We start from the raw sequence: 20,192 nt of genomic DNA on the forward strand, positions 1-20,192 counted from the left end.
CGGCGCGAGCGAGGGCGACCGGATCGACCTGTCGGCGATCGACGCCGTGACGACCCGGGCCGGCGACGACGCGTTCGCGTTTATCGGCACCGCGGCGTTCACGCGCAGCGCGGGCGAGCTGCGCTACGACGTGGTGAACGGGCAGGCGCAGGTGTCTGCGGACCTCGATGGCGACGGAGTGGCCGACTTCGCGTTCGCCGTTGCCGCGACCCAGCTGGAGGCGGCGTACTTCGTGCTGTGATGTGGGGTGCTGTGAGCGGGGACTTGCCGCTGCGTGTATTGCTCCTATGTTACACCGACAGGAGACGCGCGATGGGCAAGAAAAAGCACAAGAAGGACAAGGCGCACGGCGGGCACGACGCGTTTGCGGTGCCGCCGCAGGTGGCGGGGATCGCCGCCGTGCTGGCGCGGCAGGTGGCGACGCCCGCGGCGCGGCAGATGCTCGCGGGCGTGCTGGTCGCCGCGGCGGGCGCGATCGCGGGCGAGGCGAAGCCGCGCGGACCGGTTCCGCCCGCCCCGCCAGTACCGCCGGAGCCGCCCGTTCCGCCCGAGCCGCGTGCGGCCTATGCCCCTGATTTCGAGACACCCTCGATCAACCTGCCCCCCGAGGCGGCGCGGGTGATCGGCGCGGCGGCGTCGGCGCTGGAGCGGTGGGCCCAAGGGCTGGCGACGGGGCTCGCTCGACCGCCCAAGCCGCCGGCGGACTGACCGGGTAGGTCCATACTGGAGGCATGCCGGTTGCGCGGCGGAGTGCTGGGTTCAGGATGCGCCCGAGATCGCACTGGGGGATCGCACTGGGGGATCGCACCGGGGGACTGCATGGACTTGGCCACAAAGCTCGTCGAGCTGGAGAAACGCACGTCGCAGCACCGCGAGCTGCTGCTGACCGAGGAAGCGGCGAAGACCGCGCTGGTGCTGCCGTTCTTCCGAGCGCTCGGCTACGACGTGTTCAATCCGTCGGAAGTGATCCCCGAGTTCACCGCCGACACGCCGGGGAAGAAGGGCGAGAAAGTCGACTACGCGCTTTGCGCCGAAGGCCGGGTCAACATCCTGGTCGAGTGCAAGCCGTCGAGCGTCGACTTGGACCTGAAGCACGCCGAGCAGCTGTTCCGCTACTTCTCCGTCACCGAGGCGCGGGTGGCGATCCTGACCAATGGCGTCGTTTACCGCTTCTATACCGATACCGAGAAGCCCAACATCATGGACCGGCAGCCGTTCTTCAGCTTTACGATGGACGCGATCCGCCGCACCGATCCGGCAACGCTGGAACGGTTCTCGCGCAGCCAGTTCGACATCGACGCGATCATCGCCGAGGCCGGGCGGCTGAAGCTGGAGACGCTGGTCCGCGCCGAGATCGACCGCGAGTTCGCGCAGCCCTCCGACGAGTGGGTGCGGCTGATCGCCAAGCGGGTGAGCCCGGCGCAGCTGACCGCAGCGATGCGCGAGCAATATGGCACGCTGATCGCGGCCGCCATCGCGCAACTGATCCGCGACCGGGTGAACGAGCGGCTGACGTCCGCGCTCCACGTCGCAAATCCCGAACCGGTGACGATCGCCGACGGCGCGACCGACGATCCGTCGAGCGGCGACGGCGTGATCACCACCGACGACGAGATCGCGGGCTTTCGCATCGTTCAGGCGATCGCGGCGCGGCATGTCGATCCGTCACGGGTCGTGATCCGCGATTCCAAGAGCTATTGCGCGATCCTGCTCGACGACAACAACCGCAAGACGCTGGCGCGGCTGCATTTCAACAGCCCGACGACGCGCTACGTGGGGACGTTCGCGGGCAAGGCGGAGGTGCGGCACCCGGTGGCGGCACTGACCGACCTGTACAAGCTGGAGGCGGCGATCGTGGCGCGAATCGCGGAGTTCGAGGGGGGTGGGGGGTGAACTACGCCGACAGACGCGCCGCCGTCACGGGACAGCTTGGCGACGTGCTTGGAATCAGAGCCTTCCCATGCCGCTTGCCAAGCGACGGGCGAGGAATTCTGCCGACCTTGCCGCGGGACATATTATGACGAATACAGATGTGGACCACGAGCAAACTGGGAGGCTTGTTGCTTTCCTGGATCATTGGCAACGCGAACGAAGCACCAATCCACGCATTCGGCGCCTTGACACGTTCCTTCGGAAATGGCGCACGATGCGGCCCGCTCAGAGGCACAAGCAGAATACGTCGGGGTTGACGGTCGAGCGGCTGGCGCCGGTGATCCACCCCCTCAACATGGCACTCCGTGCCGCACGGACCCAGGGACTCGGTGTGAATCCGTGGACCATGGCGGGGCTGAAGCGCAACGAGGTGCGTAACGCTGCGGTACTGGCCGGACTATGGTCGCCTGTGCAGGGGGGCGATACCGCGATCAGGTTCCTCAACGCGTTCCTGCGCCGTCTCCACGACCCGCAGGCCGTGCTACCGACAGTGAAGGAAATAGCGGCGGGCTACACCGTGCGGACGGAATGTTGCCCGGAAGGCGACAGCCGGGACCGGGTCGATCTGGTCATCGAAACCGTGCACCACGTCCTTGGCATCGAGGTCAAGATTGGCGCGGGCGAGGGTCTCGGCCAATTGGATCGGTACGTCGCCGCGGTAACAAACAACGCCGCCGGGCGGTGCAAACGGCCGGTCGTGATCCTGCTGGCTCCTTTCCCGCCATCGCGACCCGACGTGCTCCGAGCGACTTGGTCGACGGTGCGTACAGCGGCGACTGCGGCTGTCCCGCGCCGCCGCGCCGACTATGAATTCACCGATTACTTGGTTGCCGCATTCGGGCGGCACGTGGCCCGTTTCTGAGGGAGATAATGATGACCGAACAGCAAGGCCTCGATGCACTCGTGATCCGCAACATCGGCGATATTGCGGCGGCTATGAAGCACGCCGACGAGGTGCTGGGACCGAGGGTCTGGACCGAGGCAGGCAAAGCCGTCGAGAAAGCGGGTTCAAACGACACTTGGTACGCCGAGTTCGACGCGAGCATTGAGTCTGTATGGTTGGCAAAGCGCACTTGGTTGGACGGAAGTGCTGACCCAGATGCGACGTTCTGGCTCGGTCTCGACGAATGGACGACGCCAGGCGGTGACGGTGAGAACTGTTGGCTTGCGACCTTCACCGGCACCGGTGAAAACGGCGCGACTCTTGCCCTATGGATTTCTCAAAATATGTTCAGCGTCGCGCGCTGGAAGAAGCTGCTGAAGGCAAATGGAAAGCTGGTCGAAGAACTGCTTCAACATGGTTTTCGATTTGACGAGGAGGATGACCGTCGGCTCTACCTGCCAGTAACGATCGAGCCCGAAGCTTTGGTAAAGGCTTTCGAAGAAGAGGATTTCGATCAGGCCATGCAGCCGCTCGTGCAAGCTGTCGAAATCGCGATCAACGCCGGCGCGGAACTCGACCGCTTGCGGGAGGTAGCCAATGCCGAACTAGGTTGACCGATTTACGATGTCGATGCCCGGCGTGCTCGCCATCGCAGCGACCTTCGGTTCAATGCGTGCATATCAGTATCGCCTGCGATGGCCGCACGGCCGAGTAGAGACGCTTCCGTCAGTATTGCCTCGGGAGCGTGCACGTAGGCAGGGCGACCCTTGATCGTGTCGTACCATCGACCACCGCAGGCGCAGTCCAAGAGAATGCGCTGGAAGCAGTGGTCGGCAGTGACCGGCCAGTTGCGGGCGGTGGCCAGGGCGGGGAGCTCGACGCGGGTCAGGTGGAGCCATTCCGCCTCGAGCGCTTCGCGGGTCACGGCGCCTCCATCGCCCCCAGCAGGTCGTCGACGCTGACCGTCGCGAAGCCGGCATAATTGTCGGCGATGCCGTAGGGGAGCAGGAGGGTGCGGTCGCGGACGATGCCGCCGCAGCTGTAGACGACGTTGGGGACGTAACCGTCGCGGTCCTCGGGGCCGGGCTCCATCAGCGGGCGGGGCAGGCGTCCGAGCACCTTGGAGGGATCGTCGCGGTCGAGCAGCGCGGCACCGATCGCATAGTTGCGGACGACGCCGACGCCGTGGGTGAGGAGCAGCCACCCTTCAGCGATTTCCAGCGGCGATCCGCAATTGCCCATCTGGACGATCTCCCAGGGGTATTTGGGATCCAGCAGCTTGCCCGCCGGTTCCCACGTGAAGACATCGTCCGACGTCGCCAGCCACAGATTTTCGTTGTCCTGACGCGTGACCGACAGGAAACGGCCGCCGACCTGGCGGGGGAACAGCGCCATGCCCTTTGCGTTGGCGAGGTCGCCCTTGACCGGGTGCATCTTGAAGGTGCGGAAATTGTCGGTCTGGAGCAGTTCCTGGCGGATGCCGGCGCTGCCGAGCGCGGTGTAGGTGCCCGCATAGGTCTTCGGGCGTCCGGGATAGACGAAGGGCGTGAGGCGCAGGTCCTCGATACCGCGGCTCTGGCTGTCGAGGACGGGAAACAGCACGGTTTCGGAGGGCTCGCGGCTGCCGCGGCAATCGAGCTGGATGGTGTCGCCGTCGTGCCAGCCCTCGGGCGTGTCGAACATCGGCGGCACCGCGGTCTCGCTCGCCGGGTCCATCGCGAGGCTGCCGTCCGCCGCCCAGATGCCGGTGCGGAAGGTGACCGAGGATAGGTGGCCTTCGCCGATGCCGCGCAAGCTGACGACGATCCGCATCGCGCCTTCGGGCAGGTTCGACTGGTCGGGATGGGGCACCGCGCTGGGATTGAAGAGCGCGGCGGCCTCGAAACTGTATTCCGCGCTCAGATAGGCACCGATCAGGGTGCGTTGGTCGGCGGAGACTTCGGCGCCCGCGGGAACCATGGCGGTGACGCCTTCGAAGCGGCGTTCGAGCATTTCTGGAACGTCGCGGTGGCGCTGATCGAGCGACTGGCGAACGCGGTCGAGCTCGAGATGGAGCTCGCCGGGAGGGATCGCGAGCACGCGGGCGATGATCCGTTCGGCGCGGGGGTGCCCGGCGACGACGAAGCCGTCGGGGTCCGCGGGAAGGAAGGGGCGGATCACGGTGCGCATCGGATCGGGGCGCAGCGCGATGTCGAGGTGGGTGAGGGGGACGATTGGTGGGATGTCGGTCATGCGGGCGCAACGCGTAAGCGGCGCTTGGGGTGCATGGGCGCACGGTCCTTCCCGAAATTGCGGCAGATCAAGGTCGAGCCCGGTTCCCCGCGCACCGGTTCCACGATACGCTGCGGCCAATGGGGGATGTCGATGCGGGGAATGACGGTTGCGGCGGTGGTAGTGGCCGCGGTTTCGAGTGGCGCGTATGCGGCGGACAAGGCACCTGCCGACAAGCCGGTGATCGGGCCCGCGCCGGCCTGGGTGAAGCCGGTCGCAGCGGCTGCACCGGCAAAGGCCGACGAGGCTGCGGTCCGCGTCCTGCTGTCGGACCAGCAGGTGGCGCTGGAGCCCGGGCGGCAGACGGTCTATTCGGCGCTGACGCTCAAGATCCAGACTCCGCAGGGGCTCGCCGCGGGGAACATCTCGGTGCCGTGGCGCCCCGAGACCGACGTGCTGAGCGTCCACAAGCTGCTGATCCGGCGGGGCGCGCAGGTGATCGACGTGCTGGCATCGGGGCAGACGTTCACGGTCGTGAGGCGCGAGCAGAATATGGAGAGCGCGACCCTGGACGGCGTGCTGACCGCCAACATTCAGCCCGAGGGGCTGCAGGTCGGCGATATTCTGGAATTTGCGGCATCGGTGACGTCGAGCGACCCGGTGATGCAGGGGCATGTCGAGGCGATCGCGGGCGCGTGGAACGGTTTTCCGATCGGCCGCGCGCATCTGCGCATGCAATGGCCCGCCGCGGTTCCGGTCAGGGTGCGCGCGACCGGGTCCCTTGCCGTGCCGAAGCCGGTCAAGGCCGGGGGCACGATCAATGTCGAATGGACGACCGACGGGGTCGAGCCGGTCGCGCCGCCGAAAGGCGCGCCGCCGCGCTACCGGATCGGGCGACTGGTGGAATCGACCGACTTCGCGTCCTGGGCCGATCTGAGCGCGCTGATGGCGCCGCTGTTCGCCAGGCCGCGGTGCTGCCTGCGGCGGGTCCGTTGCATGCGGAGCTGGAGCGCATTCGCGGCGCGTCGAGCGATCCCCGGGTGCGCGCCGAGGCTGCGCTCGCGCTGGTGCAGGACCGTATCCGCTATGTCGCGCTGGCGATGGGGGCGGGTGGGCTGGTGCCTGCGGATGCCGACACGACCTGGTCGCGGCGCTATGGCGATTGCAAGGCCAAGACCGCGCTGCTGCTGGCGCTGCTCCACGAGCTGGGCGTCGAGAGCGATGCGGTGCTGGTCAGCACGGTCTATGGCGACGGGCTGGACGCACGGCTGCCGATGATCGGGCTGTTCAACCATGTGCTCGTGCGCGCATCGATCGCGGGGCGGACGTACTGGCTGGACGGTACGCGGAGCGGCGATACCGGGCTGGACCGGCTGACGACGCCTGCGTTCGGCTGGGGCCTGCCGGTGGCGGCGCGCGGGGCCGTGCTGGTGCGGATGGTGCCTGCGCCGCTGGAGACGCCGGGGCAGAGCGTGACGATCCGCATCGACGCGACCGCAGGGCTGAGCGCACCCGCCCCGGCGCGGGTCGAGACGATCCTGCGCGGCGACGAGGCGGTCGGCGCCAATGCCGGGCTGGCGAACCTGGCGGCGGACGCGCGCGACCGCGCGCTGAGGGAATATTGGAAGGGGCAGTACGACTTCATCGAGGTGAAGACCGCCAACGCCGCGTTCGACGCGAAGACCGGCGAGGAGCGGCTGACGATGGAGGGCGTGGCCAAGATGGACTGGTCCGGCGGCGCGTATGAAACCGACAGCACCGGCGTCGGCTACCGGGCGGACTTCGCGCGCGATGCCGGCCCCGACCGCGACGCGCCGTTTGCGGTGCCCTACCCCTATTTCACCCGCACGCAGGAGACGATCCTCCTGCCCAAGGGGCGCGGCGACTTCAAGCTGGGGGTGGGCATGGAGGTGGACCAGACGACCGCCGGCATCCACTATCGCCGCCATGCCGGAATCGCGGGCGACGTGTTCACGATCGAGAAGAGCGAGCGCGCGGTCGTGGCCGAGTTCGCCGCCGCCGACGCGCCCGCCGCGCAGGCGGCGCTGCGCACGCTGGCCGATCATCCGGCGAAGCTGCGCAAGCCGCTGGGGTACGAAGCGACCGAGAAGGAGGTCGCGGCGGCGAGCGCCGCGACCCCGGCGACCTCCCACGACTATGGCGAGCGCGCCAGTCTGTTCGTCGGCCGCGGCATGCGCAAGGAGGCGGTGGCCGATTACGGCAAGGCGATCGAGCTCGATCCGGGCAGCGTCTGGGCGTGGTCCAATCGCGCGATCACCCGCATCCAGCTCGGCGACCTGGCGGGGGCGCGGACCGATCTGGACAAGGCGGCGGCGATCGATCCGGCGTATGTCCAGGTGTTCATCGGTCGCGGCATGCTCGCCGACTTGGAGCAGCGCCCCGGGGAGGCGATCGCCGCCTATACCAAGGCGCTCCAGAGCGAGCCCGGCAACGGCTACGCCTTGCAGCAGCGTGCGGCGGCCTATGTGGCGCGTGGCGACCGGGAGCATGCGGAAGCGGACCTGACCGCGGCGATCGCCGCCAGCCCGGACGATGCGGCGGGTTATGTCGGCCGGGGCAATCTGATGCTCGAGGGCGAGCGTTACGACGCCGCGCTCAAGGATTTCGACAGTGCCCACGCGCTCGATCCGAAGAACGCATGGGCACTTGCAAACCGCGGAATGGCGCGTGCCTGGACGGGGGATGACGCGGCTGCGGCAAAGGACCTGGATGCGGCAGCGGCGATCGACCCGGAAAACGCGGTCGTGTTTCGCGGGCGTGGCCTGCTGGCGGAGCGGAGGGGCGCGCCGCGCGAGGCGATCGCGGCATACACTCGCGCACTCGCGATCGAACCGGCGAACGGCTTCGCGCTGGGCCACCGGGCGGAGGCCGAGCGTGCGGCCGGCGACGATGCCGCGGCGCTGCGCGATGCGGCGGCAGCGATCGGCCAGTCGCCTGGGTGGGCGCAGATGTATCTGCTGCGCGCCAACATCTTTCGGGGCCAGGGCAAGCAGGAGGCGGCACTGGGCGAAGCCGCGGCGGTCGCCGCCGCCAATCCCAAGGACGTCTATGCGCAGGTGACGGCGGCAAACATCTACGTCGCCTTGCATAAGGATGCGGAGGGTATGCGCGCCTATGATCGCGCGATCGCGATCAAACCCGAGGCGTATGTGTACCTCAACCGCAGTTACGCACGCCCCAGGGCCGATGTGCCAGCGCGGCGTGCCGATCTGGACGCCGCGCTGAAGCTGGAGCCCGGATTTCTCCCGGCGATCTCGGCCAAGGCGGAGTTGCAGGCCGAGGGCGGCGACGCGCCCGGTGCGATTGCAATCTATACCGCAGCATTGGAGCGCGCTCCCGCGGACCCCAATCTGTTGACCGGGCGCGGCATCGCCTATGCGCGCAGTGGCGACGGCAAGCGCGCGGACAGCGACTTTGCGGCGGCGCGGGTGAAGGCGGACGATGCGACGTCGCTCAACAACATGTGCTGGGCGAAGGCGACTTCGGGGGTGGCGTTGGAATCGGCGTTGGCGGATTGCGACGCGGCATTGAAGATGGCGCCCGATGTGGCAGGTTTCCTCGACAGCCGGGGACTGGCGCTGCTGCGTCTGGGTCGGCTGGACGCCGCGACCGCGGACTACGACCGGGCGCTGGCCAAGAGCCCTGACCTGGCCGGGTCACGGTTCGGCCGTGCGGTCGCCTGGGCGCGCAAGGGGGACAAGGCCCGGTCTGCGGCCGACGCGGCGGCCGCAGTGAAGATCGACCCGGACGTACGCGAGCAGTTCGCGCGCTACGGCGTGACGCTCTGACCGCGCGCTACTGGCGCTCCAGCGACGCGAGTTGCAGTGTGTTGGCGTGGGTGGTCCCGGCATCGGGCTCCGCCGGGGCGGCGGATTCGGGCACCCAGTCGTCGCCGGGGACGAAAGATTCGTCCATCACGGTCACGGTGCTGCCGACCGAGGTGATGCCGAAGAGCTTCCTGGCGAAGGCGGCGGGCATCCGCACGCAGCCGTGGCTGGCGGGGAAACCGGGGTTGCGGCCGGCGTGGAGCGCAATGCCGTCCCAGGTCAGCCGCTGCATGAACGGCATCGGCGCGGCGTCGTAGAGGTTGGATTTGTGGTCCGCCTCCTTCTGGAGGATCGGATAGGTGCCCGCGGGCGTGCCCTTGCCCTCCTTGCCGGTCGACACGCTGGAGACCGCGATCAGTGCCTGCCCGCGGTAGACATAGGCGCGCTGGTCGGCGATGCTGACGACCACGCTGACCGGATCGGCGCCGATGTTCGGGACGGTGTCGGCCCAGACGAAGCGGTTGGGGGCGACCGCGGATGCCGTCGCCGCGGTCAGCCCGGCCGCGGGCGCGCCATCCTCGGCGTGCGCGGTGCCGGTAATGGTGGCGCCGATCAGCACCATTGCGATTGCCCAACCCTTCATCGTCGATACTCCTGACGCCTGTACAATGTCGGCGAATCAACGCGCAGACCCCGGCTTCGAGTTCCCGCGTGTGTGCCGACGAAGCGTTGGAATCGCGCGGCGAAATTCCGGATATGCCCGCAACCGACGGAGATCGCGGGCGAAATTTAACGTCTTCGATGCTATGTGGAGCGGGCGGACAGGGCGATCTTACAAGGATATCGATGAGCGAGATGGGCGAAGCGGCGCGCGACCGGCGTGCCTTGGTCAAGAACGGCCTGGTGCTGGGCAGCCTGCTGGCGGTGCCCGGTGCGGTGTCTGCGGCGCAGAAAATGGCGCGTTTGACGTCGCGCGACCTGAAGCCGATGTCGCAGCCGCCGGTGCCCGGCCATGCCGCGCCGGTGCTCACGAGTTCCAAGGTGGTGCGGCCCGAACTGCTGCGCCGCGCGCTCGCTTCGCTTCAGCGGCACGGCGACCGGGTGAAGCGCGACCGCATCGCGATCGTCGACTTCGCGGCGCCATCGTCGCAGCCGCGGCTGCATTTCCTCGATATCGCCAGTGGGCGCAGCACCTCGCTGCTGGTCGCGCATGGCAGCGGATCGGACCCCGCGCACACCGGCTATCTGGCGCGCTTCTCCAATCAGTCCGGATCGAATGCGTCGTGCGAAGGGGCGTTCCTGGCGGCCGATTATTATGTCGGCAAGCACGGCCGGTCGCAGCGGCTGATCGGGCTCGATCCGACCAACGACAATGCGCTGAGCCGCGCCATCGTGGTGCATGCGGCGTGGTATGCCAACAAGGACATGCTGCGCACCCACGGGATGCTGGGGCGCAGCCAAGGGTGTTTTGCGGTCGGGGAAAGCGACCTGGCCGAGATGTTCGCCCGGCTGGGCGAAGGGCGGATGATCTACGCGACCAAGGTCTAGTAGACTTTTTTCCTCCCCGGAGCGGGGAGGGGGACCGCCGGGCGCAGCCCGGTGGTGGTGGGGCAGTTCCGTGGGCTGCACTGTTTGTGGCTGCCCCTCCACCACCGCTTCGCGGCGGTACCCCTCCCCGTTGCGGGGAGGTACCAGGGAGGCTTCGCCTTTCTGTCCAACAGCGTTAGGAGAGCCTCCAAGGGAGGCCCGATGGATCACAGCGCACAGCCGTCGCCGGCGGATATCCGGCTGGTCATCACCGCGTCGTCGCTGGGCACGGTGTTCGAATGGTATGACTTCTTCATCTACGGCACGCTGGCGGCGTCGGGGATCATCGGGCGGACGTTCTTTCCGGCGGGAAACGAGATCGTCCAGACCCTGCTCGCGTGGGCCGGGTTTGCGGTCGGGTTCGGGTTTCGACCGCTGGGGGCGGTGCTGTTCGGGTATCTGGGCGACCGGCTGGGTCGCAAATATACGTTTCTCGTCACGATCGCGCTGATGGGGGTGGCGACCGCGGGCGTCGGACTGGTGCCCTCCGCCGCGGCGATCGGCTTTGCCGCGCCGGCGCTGGTGCTGCTGCTGCGGATCGCGCAGGGGCTGGCGCTGGGCGGCGAATATGGCGGCGCGGCGGTGTACGTCGCCGAGCATTCGCCGCCGGGCAAGAGCGGTTTCTACACCAGCTTCATCCAGGCAGGCGTGGTCGGCGGCTTCGTGCTGAGCCTGGCCGTCGTGCTGGTGACCAAGGGGGTGCTGCCTGCGGCGGTGTGGCAGGATTGGGGGTGGCGGGTGCCGTTCCTGTTCTCGCTGCTGCTGCTCGCGATCTCGCTCTGGATGCGGCTGAAGCTGTCGGAGAGCCCGGTGTTCACCGCGATGCGCGCGGCCGGCGAGCGGGCGAAGAACCCGATCCTGGAAAGCTTCACCTATCCGGGCAATCTGAAGCGCATGGTCGTGGCGCTGTTCGGCATCGCGGCGGGGCTGACGGTGGTCTGGTACACCGCGATGTTCACCGTGCTGTCGTTCCTGCAAGGCGCGATGCGGGTGGAGGAGACGACCGCGCAGCTGATCGCGGGTGCGGGCGCGCTGCTCGGGCTGGTGTTCTTTGTCGGCTTCGGGCGGCTGTCCGACCGGATCGGGCGCAAGCGGCCGATCGTGTGGGGCTATGCCGCGACACTGGTGTTGCTGTTCCCGATCTTCTGGGGGCTGGGCGCGGCGGCCAATCCGGAACTGGCGCAGGCGGCGCGCGCGGCGCCGGTGATCGTGTCGGGGCCGCATTGCGCGTATTCGCCGTTCGCCAAGGAACAGGGCGATGCGTGCGGGCAATTGCTCGACCATTTGTCGAAGAAGGGGGTGGCCTACAGCACCCGGCGGACACCGGGCACGGTGCTATCGATCGGCGGGGTGCCGGTGCCCGATCATAGCCCGGCCGGGGTCGACGCGGCACTGGCGCAGGCGGGGTACGATCTGGCGCCGGTGGTGCCGCCCCTCGCGAACCTGCTGACGATCCTGGCGCTGATCCTGATGCTGGGCGCATTGTCGGGGGTGACCTATGGCCCCGTCGCGGCGCTGTTGTCCGAGATGTTCCCGCCTGCGATCCGCTACAGTTCGCTGTCGATCCCCTATCATCTGGGGACCGGGTATTTCGGCGGCTTCCTGCCGTTCATCTCCCAGTACATCGTCGCGCGGACGGGCGATCCCTATGCGGGGCTGTGGTATACCTGGGGCGTAGTGGCGCTGGCGCTGGTCGTGACCGCGTTCGGGCTGCAGGAACCGCAGAAGACCCGGGCGTGACGCGGGTGTCGGCGATCTCTCTTGCACGTCCCTCCCTTGCGACTGCGGCGCGGCGGGCCGTCGATCTGTCGGCGCGGCTGGCGCGCGCGGGGATGTCCTTGCCCGGCAGCACTGGCGCTGCGGTGGTGCCGAACGGGTGGCGTACGGTCCGGTGACGCCCGACGCGCCGTCGCTCTTGCGCCTCGATGGGGCGGCGCTGGTCGCCAATTGGCGCGCGCTCGACCGGCTGAGCGGGTCTGCGGCGTGCGGGGCGGCGGTGAAGGCCGATGGCTATGGCTTGGGCGCGACCGAGGTGGCGCGGCGTCTGGCGGGCGCGGGGGCCCGCGATTTCTTTGTCGCGACCTGGGCCGAAGCCGCGGTGCTGGCGCCGCTGGGGCTGTCGGTATCGGTGCTGCACGGGGTGCGTGATGCCGACATGGCGGCGGCGCGCGGCGGGTATGCGCGGCCGGTGCTCAACAGCGCCGTGCAGGTGGCGCGCTGGCGCGATGCAGGCGGCGGCGTGTGCGACGTGATGGTCGACACGGGGATGAACCGGCTGGGTGTATCGTGCGACGAGGTCGCAGCGGGGCTGCTCGACGGGCTCGCGATCGATACGGTGATGAGCCATCTGGCGTGTGCGGACGTGGACGCAGACGGGGACGACGCGATGAACGCGCGCCAGCGGACTGCGTTCGCAGGCGTCGCGGCGGGGGTGAAGGCGCGGCGGCGCAGTCTCGCCAATTCGGCGGGGATCGCGCTCGGGGCGGATTATGCCTTCGATCTCGTGCGGCCCGGGCTGGCGCTGTACGGCGGGGTGCCGCGGGGCGAGCTGTCAAACGTCATCGCGCAGGTGGCGTGGCCCGAGGCGGAGATCCTCCAGCGGCGGCGGGTGCGCGCGGGGGAGAGCGTGGGGTATAATGCGACGTGGGTCGCGCGCGCGGATACCGAGGTGGCGATCCTCAACCTCGGCTATGCCGATGGGTATTTCCGCGGCTTTTCGGATCGCGGGTGCGCACGGGCGCAGGGCATCGCGCTGCCGGTGATCGGGCGAGTGTCGATGGATTTGACCGTGATCGACGTGACGGAAGCGCCGGAGCTGGCCGAGGGCGACCGGGTGGGTATCGACTTTGCGTTGCCGGCGGCGGCGGCGGCGTCGGGACAGTCGCAATATGAGCTGCTGACGTCCTTGGGCGTGCGGTATGCGCGGTTTTGGGGATAACCGCCCCGGTCAGTTCGCGGTGCCGGCCAGGTTCCACGGATCGATCGGGTGCGCGCGGATCCAGCGGGTCGCCAGCCATTTGACACCCGCCCGGACCGGCAGCCCGGCGTGATTGGCGAGCGGATCGGGGAGTCCGGCGGCATCTGCGTTGACGAACAGGACCGCGTCGCCCTGCGCGGGTGAAATGGTCAGATCGGCGGCGGGAAAATACGTTTCGCCGCCCGCGAAGCCGTCGTTGAGATACACGAGAACGGTCTTTACGCGCTGATTGGCGACGCCGCCGATCGCGTCGTGGTGCATGCGGAATTGCTGCGGGGGCCGGTAGCGCAGGACGGAGAGCGCCTCTCCCTGGTCGATGTCGGTGTCGCTGATCGCCGCGATTCGGCGGTTGATCGCGCGGATCACCAGATCCTCGCGGGTCGGCCCGATCACCGCGCCGTCCGAGGTGCGGATGGGATGTGCGACATGGCGTCCGCTCTGGGGATCCACGACATAGGAGGGTTCGAGGAGGTCGTGCACTGCGGCGGTGACATGGGCGCATTCCGCGGGCGAAAGCAGCCGGTGGTAGCGGACGACATCTGGCGCAGCGCTGAGCCGTTCGGCCGCGGGCATAGTGCGCGGCGCCCCGGCGGCGTCGAGGTCCATCTTCGTCAATAATTCAAGCTGTCGGCGGGCCATGTCGTCGCTCCGCGCAGCCGTGGCCAACAGGGCAAGGGCGGCGCGCCAATCGGCCGGGCCGCCGCTACCGTTGGCGGTGAGCGCCACCTCCATCAGCGCAGCGTCGAGGTGCCCGCCCGCCGCGGCCTGACGCAGGATCTGCCGTGCCTGGGGGAGGTTGCGCGGAAGCGGATGCCCGACGAGGTTCCAGACCGCCAATTGCATCGCGGCGGCGAGGTTTCCGGCGCGCGCGCCGGCAAGGAGAGACTGTTCGGCATCGCGCACCCGGCCGGCACCGGCGAGCCGGGCCGCCTGGGTCACGCAATCGTCCGCTGTCGCCACCGTGGCGCTCTCCGTCATGAAAAAGGGCCGGGAATGACCCCGGCCCTTTTATCGCTACATGCTCACAAGCGCATTCAGAACTTTGCGGTGGCGCCTGCGAAGAAGAAGCGACCGCGGTTATCGTAGATACCGGAAGCAGCGCCGACGCCCGTCAATCCATATGGCGGCTTCTTGTTGCCGACGTTGACGATACCCAGGTTCATGTCGAACTTGTCGTTGACCTCATAACTGACGCGAACGTCGTGATAGGTGGTCACCGGATATTTCTCGATTTCCGCATAATCCGGATTCTGCGCAGGCTGTCCGTTGACGCTGTTATAGTCTTCCCACGTATTCAGGTACATCTTATCCAACCAGCGGAAGGTATGACCAAAGGAGAAATGGCCGATCTTCACGTCCGTGCTGATGTTGAAGGCATCGGAGGGATCGCCCAGTTCGTCCGTTATCACGTTCTTGAACTTCGGACGTGCCGGATCCGTAAAGCTGTCGTTCTGGATGACGTGGGTCCAGACGCCCTTGAGGCTGACCTGACCCCAGCCGAACCGGTGATTGTAGGCGATGTTGGTGTCGATGCCCCGTGTCTTCAGCTTGGCAAAGTTCGCCGATGACTGGAGCAGCGAGCCCTCCAGAACGCGGAACGGCTGCTCGCTGCGCGGGCCACCGGCAGCGCCTGCCCGCTGGAACAGACCGCAGAACGGATTGTCCAGCGTCGGGGCGTCGTAGCACAGGTTGAGGATCTGCTGCGCACCCACTGCGGTGATGACGTTGTTGACCTCGATGTTGTAATAATCCGACGAGATCGTCAGGCCGGGCACGAAGCGCGGCTGGAACACGCCGCCGAGCGTGATCGAATTGGACTTCTCCGCCTCCAGGTTCGGGTTTCCGCCGCTCCTGATCTCGAGCGACGAGGTGTAGACGAAGTCGTAATCGGCCGGACGCCCAGCCGCCGCGCAATTGGCGGCGCGGGTCGCCGAGCCGGTGCCGATGTTGCGCGCCGCGCAGGGATCGGCGGGCGCGGGCGTGAAATTCTGGCTTTGCGCCGCATACAGCGCACCGATGTACGGCGCACGGACCGAACGCGAATAGGCGCCGCGCAGCAGCAGATCGCTGACCGGACGCCAGGTCGCATCGCCGCTGTAGGCATAGACCGTGCCGGTCGCGCCCTTGTAATCGGCAATGCGGCCGGACCCGTGGACGGTGAGTTCCTGCAGCAGGAAGACGTCCTTGATCAGCGGCACCGACACTTCGGCAAAGGCTTCCTTGACCTTGAACGAGGGTGCGGTGAACGCCGGCAGGGCGTTGTAGAAGGCGTAGCCGGACTGGGTAAGGTCATCCAGATCGTAGGACAGCGTCTCGCGTCGATACTCGCCGCCGAACGAGAAGGCGATCGGGCCGCCCGGCAGCGAGAACAGCTTGCCAAGGTTGCCCGCGACGAAACCGCTGGCGACGAACTGGGTCGCCTTGCCGACCGCAAGGGTCGGGGTCGTCAGATACGCACGCGTCGCGTTGCTGACCGAACCTTCGCCGAACGGGTTGAGCGGAACGCACGATGCGATGTCCTGCGCCAGTTGCGCGGGATTGCCACCGCGGTCGGTGCCAGCATAGGCAGGGTCGACCTGCGCGCGGCAGACGATCTGACCCGCGGCATTGGTCGTCGTGTCGTTCGCGAGCAGGAAGCGTTGCACGTTGACGTTGCCGGTGATCACATTCGACTCTTTATGCCGACCGTAGTTGGCCGACAGTTCGTAATTGAAGTCGTCGAAGAAATCGCCGCGGATGCCCGCCACCACACGGTAGGTGTCGCGCTTGATCTGCTCGTCCCGGATGCCGAGATCGAGGTAGTTGCGGCGCAGCGAAAAGCGGTAGGTGCCCGCCTGCACCTGGGCAAGCGACGCCGCCTGGTTGGCGAGGCCTGCCGCGGTCGTGCCGAACGCGGTACCGGTGTTCGGGTTGACGCCGGAATTGATCGCCGCCGTCAGCTGCTGGCGGATCGTCGCCTGCGCGCTGGGGAGCGCCGCAAGATAGGGGTTGTCGAGGCGGATGCCTTCACGGTTCACCGTGGTGCCGCCCGCGTTCACGTAAGACCGGTCGTTGAAGCCCGCGATGGCGGTATTGCTGCCGAAGCCGCTCAGCGTGGTACCCTGGGAAAACAGCGGTCCGCTCTGCGAGCCCGACGCCTCGGTGCGGACGTATTTGGCTTCGACGAACGGAACGAACGCCGGCGCGATCTCGAAATGGCCGAGCAGGTTGACGACGTAGCGCTTCAGATCGGGCGACAGCACGAGCAATTGGCCTTCGCGCCCGGTCTGCCCGTTGCCGCCGATGTAATTGCCGTTGGGACCCAGACCGACACGCAGCCCGGTTTGCGGCACCAGCGCACCGTTGGGCTGGAACAGGAAGCCGCAGGTGAACGAACTACCCGCCGAATCGACGCCGCAGGGCGCGGTCGGAGCGTTGGCGTAGCGAAAGCCGAGCTGACCGCCGGGCGAGATCGTCGCGCTGCGTAGGTCACGATAGAAGATGCGGTCCTTGACGTCGTCCGAAGGTGCGCCGACGTCTTGATCGACCACGACGAATGTGTCGTTCTGGCGCAGGTTGGGTCGTCCGGAGGCGTAATAATCCTCCTGATGCGCGAATTCGGCGTTCAGCGCGATGTTACCGCGACCTTCGGCAAAGTTCTTGCCGACCAGCGCCGAGATATATTGATTACCCGCATCGCCATATTTGCTGACGCCGGTCTGGGCGTGCAGCTGTGTGCCGTCGTAATTGTCCTTGAGAACGAAATTGACCACGCCTGCGATCGCGTCCGAACCGTAGATCGACGAGGTACCACCGGTGACGATGTCGACGCGCTCGATGAGGTCGGTCGGAATGGTATTGATGTCGACCGACGAACCCTGGCCCGAAAAGACGCCGTTGACGATGTCGGCGGAAACCTGACGGCGCCCGTTGATGAGCGTCAATGTGCGGGCACGCCCAAGGCCACGCAGATCGAGGAAGTTCAGGCCGCGCGTGCCGAGACCGCCGGTCGAGTTCTGCGAACCCAGCGAGGTGCGCAACTGCGGCAGATCGTTGAGTACGTCGCCAACCGAGATGCGCCCCGTCTCGAAAATCTCGGCAGCGGTGACCGAGGTGATCGGAAGCGCGGAATCGTCGTTGGGACGGCGAATGCGCGATCCGGTGACGACAACGGTGTTGGTTTCATCTTCCGTCTCGACACCGCTGGCAGAAACGTCCTGCCCGGCCTCAGCCGGCTGGCTGGCCTGCGCGCGAGCGATGCCCGGCGCCGCGATCATGGTCAGGCCGACGAGCGCGGTCGCCGAGAGCAAGGTGGTGAGCTTCATCGAATACCCCATTTGACGGCCAGTCTTCGCGACGGGTCCGAGGTGCAGAATGGGTTGGTCGAAGCCGCGCGAGCAAGCAAAACATTAATCCGACGTTCATTTATATGTCATGCTGTCATCGAGATGTCACAGCAACGACCCCAGCCGCAGTCATGCGACATCAATCGTGCGCGAACATGAGCTTAGCTGCAACAAACATGCTTCAACGATCGAAAGCGGATCACCGCCGCTCGATGCACATCGCGATTCCCATGCCGCCGCCGATGCACAGGGTCGCCAGGCCCTTCTTGGCGTCGCGCTTGGCCATTTCGTAGATCAGCGTGGTCAGGATGCGCGCGCCGCTCGCGCCGATCGGGTGGCCGATAGCGATGGCGCCGCCGTTGACGTTGACCTTGTCGGCGTCCCAGCCGAGCTCCTTGCCGACCGATAGCGCCTGCGCGGCGAAGGCTTCGTTGGCCTCGATCAGGTCGAGGTCGCCGATGGTCCACCCGGCCTTCTCCAGTGCGCGGCGGGTGGCGGGGACGGGGCCGATGCCCATGATCGACGGGTCGACGCCCGCGCTTGCCCAGCTGCGGATGGTCGCAAGGATCGGGGACCCGCGGCGTTCGGCCTCGTCGCGGCGCATGACGACGATCGCGGCGGCGCCGTCGTTCAGGCCGCTGGCGTTGGCGGCGGTGACGGTGCCGTCCTTCTTGAAGGCGGGTCGGAGCCCCGCGACGCTGTCGATCGTGGCGCCGGTGCGGATGTATTCGTCATCCGAGACGGCCGTGTCGCCCTTGCGCCCCTTGATCGTGACGGGGGCGATCTCGTCGGTGAAACGACCGCTGCTGCGGGCTGCCTCGGCATTGTTTTGCGAGCGGACCGAAAAGGCATCCTGGTCGGCGCGAGTGACCTGATATTTCTCGGCAAGGTTCTCGGCGGTGATGCCCATGTGATAGCCGTTGAACGCATCGGTCAGCCCGTCCTTGACCATCGTGTCGACCAGGCTGAGGTCGCCCATCTTCTGGCCGGCGCGGATCGTCTGGGCGTGCGCGCTCTGCGACATCGATTCCTGGCCACCGGCGACGACGATCGTCGCATCGCCGGTCGCGACCGCCTGTGCCGCCAGTGCCACGGCACGCAGGCCTGAGCCGCAGACCTGGTTGACCCCCCACGCGGGGACTTCCTTGGGCACGCCCGCGGCCATCGACGCCTGGCGCGCGGGGTTCTGCCCCTGCGCGGCGGTGAGCACCTGGCCGAGGATGACTTCGGACACATCGGCACCGGTTATGCCCGCCTGGGCCATCGCCGCCTCGATCGCGACGCGGCCGAGCTCGTGCGCCGGCGTGCCAGCGAAGGCGCCGAGAAAGCTGCCGACGGGGGTGCGCTTGGCGGCGGTAATGACGATGTCGCTGGGCTGGCTGTTCATGACGGGCTCCTGTGAATACGCCGCCTTAGGCGGGGATCGGCAGGCGATAAAGAGCAGGCCTGCCGATGCTGCGGGTTCGCTGCGCAGCAAACTGGCACGCAGGTGCGGCAAAGCCGATGTTGCGGCGCGACATGCGCGGGCGTAGGATTGCGCCTTGTCATTGGGGGGAACGCGATGAAGAAGCAGCAACCGGCGGACGGCGTCGTCGTCATCAAGAAATATGCCAACCGGCGGCTCTATAATACCGAAACCTCGTCCTACATCACGCTGGAGCATCTGGCGGCGATGACTCGTGACGGGCGCGAGTTCCGCGTGGTCGATGCAAAATCCGACGAGGACATCACCCACAATGTGCTAACCCAGATCATCATGGACGAGGAGAGCCGCGGGCAGACGATGCTGCCGGTCAATTTCCTGCGCCAGCTGATCGCGATGTACGGCGATTCGATGCAGGCGGTGGTGCCGGGCTATCTGGAGGCGTCGATGGACAGTTTCCGGCGCAACCAGGAGCAGTTCAAGTCCGCGGTCGAGGGCGCCTTCGCGCACACTCCGTTCGCCGAAATCGCCAAGCGCAACCTGCAGATGTTCGAGACCGCGGCGCAGGCGTTCAAGCCGCCGGTTGCTGCGGCGGCGAACGGCGCTGTATCGAAGGACGCGGGATCGAAGGACGAGGAGATCGCGACGCTAAAGGCCGAGCTGGCGCGGCTGCAGGACAAGGTCGAGAAGCTGGTGCGGTGAGCGGGGCGGCGTGGGTCGCGGCGGCGGTGGCGCTCGCGGTGGCGGTGATGGCGGGGCTTGCGGATCGGGGGCGAAAGCGGCGTTCGGATCTCGATCGGATCGGCTGGGTCGATTGGCGAACGGTGCAGATGCTGGCGTTGATGGGCATGGCGATTTCGGTGGCGGTGGCAGTGAAGGGGTGACCCTGGCGGTCGATCCGTTCGGTCGGTCGGCACCTCGGCAATGCGCGCTTCGTTCATCGAGCCCCTCTCGCCGCCCGGTCCGGTGTACGTCGCCTTGGTTCGGAACGCGCTCGTGTCGAGGAAGGCGGACGGCGTCAGCGTGCAGGTGCCGAGGCCGGGCGTATATCGGCGGGGGTGGAGAG

General features: G+C 67.3%; 16 protein-coding genes and 1 pseudogene. 12 read left to right on the plus strand and 5 right to left on the minus strand.

Annotation, left to right across the window (positions count from 1 at the left end; translation table 11 throughout):
• From ACE5C1_RS07555 to ACE5C1_RS07575, 5 genes and pseudogenes are all read left to right on the plus strand, one after another.
• Positions 1–241 (plus strand): annotated as a pseudogene (locus tag ACE5C1_RS07555) (RTX toxin); the annotation flags it as partial.
• Between the two features lie 71 nt (positions 242–312).
• Positions 313–708: a hypothetical protein gene (locus tag ACE5C1_RS07560; RefSeq protein ID WP_374943452.1), complete on the plus strand. Its 396-nt coding sequence runs from the start codon at positions 313–315 to the stop codon at positions 706–708.
• A 111-nt stretch (positions 709–819) separates the two neighbouring features.
• Positions 820–1,893 (plus strand): type I restriction endonuclease, encoded by a 1,074-nt coding sequence (locus ACE5C1_RS07565; RefSeq protein WP_374943453.1) that lies wholly within the window; start codon positions 820–822, stop codon positions 1,891–1,893.
• Between the two features lie 292 nt (positions 1,894–2,185).
• On the plus strand, positions 2,186–2,794 hold the full coding sequence (locus tag ACE5C1_RS07570) for a PD-(D/E)XK nuclease family protein (protein WP_374943454.1): 609 nt from the start codon (positions 2,186–2,188) through the stop codon (positions 2,792–2,794).
• Positions 2,795–2,805: 11 nt separating this feature from the next.
• Positions 2,806–3,429 (plus strand): hypothetical protein, encoded by a 624-nt coding sequence (locus tag ACE5C1_RS07575; protein ID WP_374943455.1) that lies wholly within the window; start codon positions 2,806–2,808, stop codon positions 3,427–3,429.
• A 307-nt stretch (positions 3,430–3,736) separates the two neighbouring features.
• Here the strand turns inward: ACE5C1_RS07575 and ACE5C1_RS07580 are convergent, their stop codons facing one another.
• A complete protein-coding gene (locus ACE5C1_RS07580) occupies positions 3,737–5,047 on the minus strand; it encodes a glycoside hydrolase family 130 protein (protein ID WP_374943456.1) in 1,311 nt (436 codons plus the stop codon).
• A 132-nt stretch (positions 5,048–5,179) separates the two neighbouring features.
• Here ACE5C1_RS07580 and ACE5C1_RS07585 point away from each other — a divergent pair, with 132 nt between their 5' ends.
• Together ACE5C1_RS07585 and ACE5C1_RS07590 are read left to right on the plus strand one after the other, a co-directional pair.
• Entirely contained in the window at positions 5,180–6,304 is a 1,125-nt protein-coding gene (locus ACE5C1_RS07585; RefSeq protein ID WP_374943457.1) for a DUF3857 domain-containing protein, read from the plus strand.
• Between the two features lie 626 nt (positions 6,305–6,930).
• Complete coding sequence (locus ACE5C1_RS07590) at positions 6,931–8,835, plus strand: tetratricopeptide repeat protein (protein WP_374943534.1); 1,905 nt, start codon at positions 6,931–6,933, stop codon at positions 8,833–8,835.
• A gap of 7 nt (positions 8,836–8,842) precedes the next feature.
• Here ACE5C1_RS07590 and ACE5C1_RS07595 read toward each other — a convergent pair whose 3' ends face one another.
• Positions 8,843–9,457, minus strand: a complete 615-nt coding sequence (locus ACE5C1_RS07595; RefSeq protein ID WP_374943458.1) for a L,D-transpeptidase family protein — start codon at positions 9,455–9,457, stop codon at positions 8,843–8,845.
• A 203-nt stretch (positions 9,458–9,660) separates the two neighbouring features.
• Here ACE5C1_RS07595 and ACE5C1_RS07600 point away from each other — a divergent pair, with 203 nt between their 5' ends.
• The 3 genes from ACE5C1_RS07600 (at position 9,661) to alr (ending at position 13,339) form a co-directional block, all read left to right on the plus strand.
• Entirely contained in the window at positions 9,661–10,362 is a 702-nt protein-coding gene (locus tag ACE5C1_RS07600; protein WP_374943459.1) for a murein L,D-transpeptidase catalytic domain family protein, read from the plus strand.
• A gap of 201 nt (positions 10,363–10,563) precedes the next feature.
• Positions 10,564–12,141 carry an MFS transporter gene (locus tag ACE5C1_RS07605; RefSeq protein ID WP_374943460.1) on the plus strand — a complete coding sequence of 526 codons (1,578 nt, stop codon included), beginning with the start codon at positions 10,564–10,566 and terminating at the stop codon, positions 12,139–12,141.
• Between the two features lie 136 nt (positions 12,142–12,277).
• Entirely contained in the window at positions 12,278–13,339 is a 1,062-nt protein-coding gene (gene alr / locus ACE5C1_RS07610) for an alanine racemase (protein ID WP_374943461.1), read from the plus strand.
• Between the two features lie 9 nt (positions 13,340–13,348).
• On the opposite strand, the gene ACE5C1_RS07615 is transcribed toward alr, so the two are convergent.
• From ACE5C1_RS07615 to ACE5C1_RS07625, 3 genes are all read right to left on the minus strand, one after another.
• Complete coding sequence (locus ACE5C1_RS07615) at positions 13,349–14,356, minus strand: 2OG-Fe(II) oxygenase (RefSeq protein WP_374943462.1); 1,008 nt, start codon at positions 14,354–14,356, stop codon at positions 13,349–13,351.
• A 56-nt stretch (positions 14,357–14,412) separates the two neighbouring features.
• Complete coding sequence (locus tag ACE5C1_RS07620) at positions 14,413–17,682, minus strand: TonB-dependent receptor domain-containing protein (protein WP_374943463.1); 3,270 nt, start codon at positions 17,680–17,682, stop codon at positions 14,413–14,415.
• Positions 17,683–17,902: 220 nt separating this feature from the next.
• Positions 17,903–19,090 (minus strand): acetyl-CoA C-acetyltransferase, encoded by a 1,188-nt coding sequence (locus tag ACE5C1_RS07625; protein WP_374943464.1) that lies wholly within the window; start codon positions 19,088–19,090, stop codon positions 17,903–17,905.
• 174 nt (positions 19,091–19,264) lie between these two features.
• Between ACE5C1_RS07625 and phaR the strand changes: the two genes are divergently transcribed.
• Together phaR and ACE5C1_RS07635 are read left to right on the plus strand one after the other, a co-directional pair.
• Complete coding sequence (gene phaR / locus ACE5C1_RS07630; RefSeq protein WP_374943465.1) at positions 19,265–19,828, plus strand: polyhydroxyalkanoate synthesis repressor PhaR; 564 nt, start codon at positions 19,265–19,267, stop codon at positions 19,826–19,828.
• A complete protein-coding gene (locus ACE5C1_RS07635; RefSeq protein WP_374943466.1) occupies positions 19,825–20,010 on the plus strand; it encodes a hypothetical protein in 186 nt (61 codons plus the stop codon). The genes phaR and ACE5C1_RS07635 overlap by 4 nt, the downstream gene beginning before the upstream one ends.
• Positions 20,011–20,192: the final 182 nt, after the last annotated feature.

Origin of the sequence: Sphingomonas sp. (genome assembly GCF_964263785.1) — a bacterium.
Taxonomy (GTDB): Bacteria; Pseudomonadota; Alphaproteobacteria; order Sphingomonadales; family Sphingomonadaceae; genus Sphingomonas.

Excerpts from the sequence above, each read along its gene's own strand:
- ACE5C1_RS07625 (WP_374943464.1), bottom strand. The coding sequence starts at position 19,090 with ATGAACAGCCAGCCCAGCGACATCGTCATTACCGCCGCCAAGCGCACC.
- ACE5C1_RS07575 (WP_374943455.1), top strand. The coding sequence starts at position 2,806 with ATGACCGAACAGCAAGGCCTCGATGCACTCGTGATCCGCAACATCGGC.
- ACE5C1_RS07620 (WP_374943463.1), bottom strand. The coding sequence starts at position 17,682 with ATGAAGCTCACCACCTTGCTCTCGGCGACCGCGCTCGTCGGCCTGACC.
- ACE5C1_RS07585 (WP_374943457.1), top strand. The coding sequence starts at position 5,180 with ATGCGGGGAATGACGGTTGCGGCGGTGGTAGTGGCCGCGGTTTCGAGT.
- ACE5C1_RS07595 (WP_374943458.1), bottom strand. The coding sequence starts at position 9,457 with ATGAAGGGTTGGGCAATCGCAATGGTGCTGATCGGCGCCACCATTACC.
- ACE5C1_RS07580 (WP_374943456.1), bottom strand. The coding sequence starts at position 5,047 with ATGACCGACATCCCACCAATCGTCCCCCTCACCCACCTCGACATCGCG.
- ACE5C1_RS07560 (WP_374943452.1), top strand. The coding sequence starts at position 313 with ATGGGCAAGAAAAAGCACAAGAAGGACAAGGCGCACGGCGGGCACGAC.
- ACE5C1_RS07565 (WP_374943453.1), top strand. The coding sequence starts at position 820 with ATGGACTTGGCCACAAAGCTCGTCGAGCTGGAGAAACGCACGTCGCAG.
- ACE5C1_RS07590 (WP_374943534.1), top strand. The coding sequence starts at position 6,931 with ATGGAGGTGGACCAGACGACCGCCGGCATCCACTATCGCCGCCATGCC.
- phaR (WP_374943465.1), top strand. The coding sequence starts at position 19,265 with ATGAAGAAGCAGCAACCGGCGGACGGCGTCGTCGTCATCAAGAAATAT.
- ACE5C1_RS07605 (WP_374943460.1), top strand. The coding sequence starts at position 10,564 with ATGGATCACAGCGCACAGCCGTCGCCGGCGGATATCCGGCTGGTCATC.
- ACE5C1_RS07615 (WP_374943462.1), bottom strand. The coding sequence starts at position 14,356 with ATGACGGAGAGCGCCACGGTGGCGACAGCGGACGATTGCGTGACCCAG.
- ACE5C1_RS07600 (WP_374943459.1), top strand. The coding sequence starts at position 9,661 with ATGAGCGAGATGGGCGAAGCGGCGCGCGACCGGCGTGCCTTGGTCAAG.